Source organism: Rhizobacter sp. P3_B12, assembly GCF_056402895.1.
Window position 1 is genome coordinate 1 of the sequence record NZ_JBFUGN010001082.1, and the last position, 1,966, is coordinate 1,966.

The following is a 1,966-nucleotide window of genomic DNA, read 5'->3' on the forward strand; positions in this document are numbered from 1 at the left end:
GGCCGCGAGCGGCGGCATCGCGCGGCCGTAGACGCGGCGCACGCGCTCGGGCAGCGGCGGATGCGTGGACAGCCAGCCCGCCGGCGCCTGCATCAGCTGGCCGGCCAGCAGGCGGGACGGCACGCGGTACAGCGCGGCCTCGCGCGCATCGACCTGGTGCCAGATCTTGCGCAGCGTGCCGCCCAGGCCGTCGCGGCTGCGGGTGAACTGCACCGCGCTCGCATCGGCCAGCAGTTCGCGCTGCCGCGACACGGCGGCCTGCAGCACCTGGCCGGCGACCCAGCCCAGGCTGCCCGCCGCGATGAAGACCGGGCCGACCAGCACGCCGGGGAAGCTCCGGTTGCCCTCTTCGTCGGCGTCGAACAGCCGGTGGCCGTAGCCGTGCACCAGCGACAGCCCCCACACCAGCGCCAGCAGCAGCATGTGCAGGCGCAGGTCGCCGTTGTGGATGTGACCGAACTCGTGCGCAACGAGGCCTTGCAGCTCGTCGCGCGTCAGGCGCTRCAGCGCGCCGCGCGYCACCGCGACCACCGACTCCTCGGGCGACCAGCCGGCCGCGAACGCATTGATGGCGTGCTCGCGCTCCAGCAGGTAGACGCGCGGGCGCGGCAGGCCGGAAGCGAGCGCCATCTCGTCGACGATGTTCAGCAGGCGTCGCTCGGTGACGTCGCGCGGGTCGAGCAGTTCGCGCCCGCCGGCCCATTCCGCCACGTGGGCGCCGCCGCCGCTGCGCAGCCGCACCGTCTCGACCCAGCAGCCGCCCAGCACGAACAGCAGCACGATCGCGGTGTTGGTCTCGAAGAAGAGCGACGGCAGGCCGGGGAAATCGGCGTCGCGCAGCAGCAGCGCGGCAGCGCCCCACCAGAGTGCGAGCAATGCCACGTTGACCACCAGCACCAGTGCGACCAGCAGCAGCGCGAACAGCGCCAGCAGCCGCTGCGTGGCCTGGCGGGTCTCGTCCTGCTGGTCGCGAAAGCGCACGGCCGCGCGCGGACTACAGCTGCACGCGCACCGCGGCGCGCTCGGCCTCGCTCGTGGTGGACTGCAGCATCGCGGCCTCGCGGAAGCCGAACAGCGCGGCCAGCAGCCGGGTCGGGAACTGCTGCGCGGCGACGTTGTAGTCGAGGGCCGCGTCGTTGAACAGCTGGCGCGAGAACGCCACCTTGTTCTCGGTGCTGGTCAGCTCCTCGGACAGCTCGCGCAGGCTCTGGTCGGCCTTCAGCTCCGGGTAGGACTCGACCAGCGCCATCAGCCGGCCCATCGCCGAGCCGAGCACGCCCTCGGCCATCGCGAGGCTCGTCACCGGCCCGGCGGCACCGGGGCGCGCGCGCGCCAGGTCGGCCGCGGCCTTGGCCTGGTTGCGGGCGGCGGTCACGGCCTCGAGCGTCTCGCGCTCATGCGTCACGTACTTGCGCGCGACCTCGACCAGGTTGGGGATCAGGTCGTAACGGCGCTTGAGCTGCACGTCGATCTGCGCGAACGCATTGCCGATCACGTTGCGCAGGCGCACCAGGCGGTTGTAGGCGCCGACGGCCCAGAAGACCAGCACGGCAAGAACGATCCAGGCGACGATTTGGGCTGTACTCATGGGGGAGGAATGTACAGCTCCCCGGCGACGGTCCGATCAGCGTTCGACCGGCGGATGCTTCAGCGAATGCGCCACCTCGGCCAGCGCCTCGCGCGCCTGCTCGCTGTCGCGCACCAGGCCCAGCTCGCCGCGCTCCCAGGCCATCGCGAGCGCCTGGTGGGCCGGCGGATATTCCAGCGCCGCCGCTTCGCGGTACAGCAGCAGCGCCCTCGCCTCGTCGCGCGGCACGCCATCGCCCTCGCGCGCGGCATTCGCCAGCAGGAACAGCGCCTGCGGATCGTGCGCCTGTGCGGCCTGCGCCAGCCAGCGCGCCGCAGCGCCCGGATCGCGCGCGCGCCGCGCCAGCAGGCCGCGCTGCAAGGCCGCGCCCGCATGGCC

At 73.1% G+C, this 1,966-nt stretch carries 3 protein-coding genes; all 3 read right to left on the minus strand.

Going from position 1 to position 1,966, the window contains the following annotated elements; genetic code table 11:
- Positions 1-981: M48 family metalloprotease (locus tag AC1D01_RS32350; RefSeq protein WP_477873597.1), on the minus strand; the 981-nt coding region annotated here is incomplete at its 3' end.
- Positions 982-994: 13 nt separating this feature from the next.
- Positions 995-1,588 (minus strand): LemA family protein, encoded by a 594-nt coding sequence (locus tag AC1D01_RS32355; RefSeq protein ID WP_477873598.1) that lies wholly within the window; start codon positions 1,586-1,588, stop codon positions 995-997.
- A 36-nt stretch (positions 1,589-1,624) separates the two neighbouring features.
- Positions 1,625-1,966 (minus strand): SEL1-like repeat protein (locus AC1D01_RS32360; RefSeq protein WP_477873599.1); only part of this gene is annotated, 342 nt, incomplete at its 5' end.